Here is a 3,570-nt window from a genome sequence, read left to right on the forward strand (position 1 = left end):
TTTCATGGCTTTCATATCCTGACCGCCAATGTCTAAGATAAAATCAAAGATGGGGTCATAGATGATATTATATTAAATGAAGCCTGTTCTTCGGGATGTGGGTCTTTCTTAGAGACTTTTGCTCATTCCTTAAAATTATCTGTAGAAGAATTTGCCCAGGAGGCATTAATGGCAAAGGCTCCTGTGGATTTAGGTACTCGTTGTACTGTTTTTATGAATTCTAGGGTAAAGCAAGCACAAAAAGAGGGCGCAGATGTAGGAGATATTTCAGCAGGATTATCTTACTCGGTCATTAAAAATGCCATACAAAAAGTAATAAAAGTTCGTAATCCAGAAGAACTAGGAAAAAGTATTGTAGTCCAAGGTGGTACTTTTTATTCCAATGCTGTGCTTCGAGCTTTTGAAAAGATTTTAGGAAGAGACGTAATTCGCCCAGATATTTCAGGTATTATGGGAGCTTTTGGAGCAGCATTAATTGCTAAGGAAAAATACGCAGAAGGTACAGAAAGTACTATTTTAGATGAAGCCCAGTTACAAGCTTTTGAAACGGACGCAACATTAGAAAGATGCGGAAAGTGTGGTAACAATTGCCTTCTTACTATTAACAATTTCTCTGATGGGAGGCGCTTTGTCTCTGGAAATCGCTGTGAAAGAGGTGTAGGCATCGAGCAAGAGCAAACTACAAAAAAGGTTCCCAATATGTACGACTATAAATACAAGAGACTGTTTAATTACAATCCTTTAGATAAGAGTGAAGCCATTCGAGGAGAAGTAGGAATTCCTAGGGTTTTAAATGTATATGAAAACTATCCTTTCTGGTATCGCTTTTTTACAGAGTTAAAATATAGGGTGGTTTTATCTCCTCGTTCAAGTAAAAAGCTCTATGACAAGGGGATGGAGTCCATACCATCAGAATCCGTTTGTTACCCTGCTAAAATCGTACACGGGCATATTATGAGTTTACTTGAAAAGGATATTGATTTTATCTTTTACCCTTGCATCTCCTACGAAGAAGACGATATTAATGGAGCAGATAATTGTTACAATTGTCCAATCGTCATGTCTTATCCTGAGACCATTAAGTACAATGTAGATGCCCTTAAGGAAAAGAATATCAATTACATGAATCCATTTTTGCCGCTAAATGATTACAATCGATTAGTGGAAAGGCTTATAGAAGAGTTTGCGCCTTTGGGTATAGGCGAGGAAGAAATACGAAAGGCCTGTGATTTAGGATGGAAAGAAAAAGATGTCTATAAAGAAGATGTCCGTAAAAAATCTGAGGAAATACTAACTTATATTGAAGAGAATGACATGACGGGTATTGTCTTAAGTGGTAGACCTTATCATATTGATCCTGAGATTAACCATGGCTTGCCAAATGTCATTACAGAATTAGGCATGGCAGTCTTATGTGAAGAAGGCGTATCTCATTTAGGAGAAGTAAAACGACCTCTTCGGGTTCTTGATCAATGGAAATATCACTCTAGATTGTATACTGCGGCAAACTTTGTGGCAAGGCAATCAAATATTGAGTTAGTACAGCTTACCTCTTTTGGCTGTGGATTAGACGCTGTAACGACAGATCAAGTTCACGAGATTTTAAATGAAGCAGGAAAAATTTACACTCTTATTAAGATTGACGAGGTAAGCAATTTAGGTGCTGTCAAGATTCGTTTGAGATCTTTAAAAGCTGCCTTAGAGGATAAAGAGGAGTTACAATATCCAAAATCTAGTACAGATGTGGAATATAAGAGAGTTTCCTTTACAAAGGAAATGAAAAAAACCCATACTTTATTGGTTCCTCAAATGTCACCTATTCATTTTGACTTTATTAACGATGCTATGGAACCTTCAGGATATCGTGTAGAAGTGTTGCCAAGTGTAGATTATAATGCTATTGATGAAGGCTTAAAATATGTCAACAACGATGCTTGTTATCCTTCCATTATAGCAGTGGGTCAATTGATTGCTGCTGTAAAATCAGGCAAATATGATGTAAATAATATTAGTTTAGTCATGAGTCAAACGGGAGGTCCTTGTAGAGCTTCAAACTATGTAGCCTTTATCCGAAAGGCCTTAAAGGATATGGATATGGAACACATTCCTGTTATATCTGCTAATCTAGTTGGCTTAGAGAGCAATCCTGGATTTAAGATTACCCTTCCCTTAATCAATCGTGGAATGATGGCAGCAGTGTATGGAGATTTGTTCCAAAGAGTTTTATATGCTACAAGGCCTTATGAAAAAGAAAAGGGCTCTGCAGAAAGATTGTACGACTCTTGGAGAACTAAAGCAAAAGAGAATATCCGATCAGGAAATCTATTTGCATTTAAGCGCAATATAAAGAAGATTGTTGAGGATTTTGATGCGTTACCTTTATTAAATATAGAAAAGCCAAAAGTTGCTGTAGTAGGGGAGATCCTCGTAAAATATCATCCAACAGCGAACAATAATCTCGTTCAAGTTTTAGAAGATGAAGGCGCTCAAGTAGTCGTTCCTGATATTATAGACTTTATATTATACTGTGCTTATAATAATGTGTTTAAATATGAGAAACTAGCAGGTACAAAAAAATCAATGGGTAATAGTTTGAAGGGCATTAAACTCATAGAATGGTACCGAAAATCCATGAAGGAAGCTCTAAAAGACAGTAGTAGATTTAATCCACCATCAACCATTGACAAAAAAGCTCGCAAAGCAGAAGAACTAATTTCTCTTGGAAACCAAGGCGGAGAAGGTTGGTTCTTAACTGCAGAAATGATGGAATTAATCGAAGATGGCGTAGAAAACATCGTATGCGTACAGCCATTTGCCTGTTTACCAAATCACGTAATGGGTAAAGGCATGATTAAGCCTATTAGAGAAAAGTACCCTATAGCCAATATTGCAGCTATCGACTATGACCCAGGTGCAAGTGAAGTGAATCAATTAAATAGAATAAAATTAATGTTATCTGTTGCCTTTAGAAATCTAGATAAGAAAAATGCACTAAAAGAAGAGAATGTAACAAATGAAGCAACTGATGAATCCAGAAAAAAGAAATTGGTACTAAATGAAGATTATTCTGGGTAATTAGAAAGATATATAGAATGGAATAGAACAAAATAAATAGAGACTAGCAATTATGATAATAAGCTAGTCTCTATTTATTATTATACATTGTTTTATTTTTTCTGACCACGATATCTCAAATGATACTAAAATAGACATAGAATCTTAATTTGTATTGCACATGCAATATAGTACAATAAACGACAATGTATGACATTTTTATATGTTATAGTTATAATATATGGAAGTAAGGTGTAAATATTACAACAATTGTATATAAGCTTATAAATGATCGTTTCAGCTTTCTGATTATAGAAAAAGAAACTTCTTCTATAATCGAAGCAGTGCGGTATTTCTACGATGATGCCTATCTGTGTGATTTCATAAGTAATAGGCCCGGAGTTACAGATAACTTAAAGCAATGTTTCAGGACAAGTACAAGTACAAGCAAATATTTTTTATTATTTACTCAAACTTCGCACATGAATAATTGTCTTAAAGTATTGGAATTCATGG

The 3,570-nt window shown here is 35.2% G+C and carries 1 pseudogene; it reads left to right on the forward strand.

What is annotated here, in order from left to right:
* Nucleotides 1-42 precede the first annotated feature (42 nt).
* Nucleotides 43-3,075 (forward strand): annotated as a pseudogene (locus tag Q7P22_RS01290) (acyl-CoA dehydratase activase-related protein); the annotation flags it as partial.
* Nucleotides 3,076-3,570 lie beyond the last annotated feature (495 nt).

It is taken from the genome of Alkalibaculum bacchi (assembly GCF_937875145.1).
GTDB lineage: Bacteria > Bacillota > Clostridia > Eubacteriales > Alkalibacteraceae > Alkalibaculum > Alkalibaculum bacchi_A.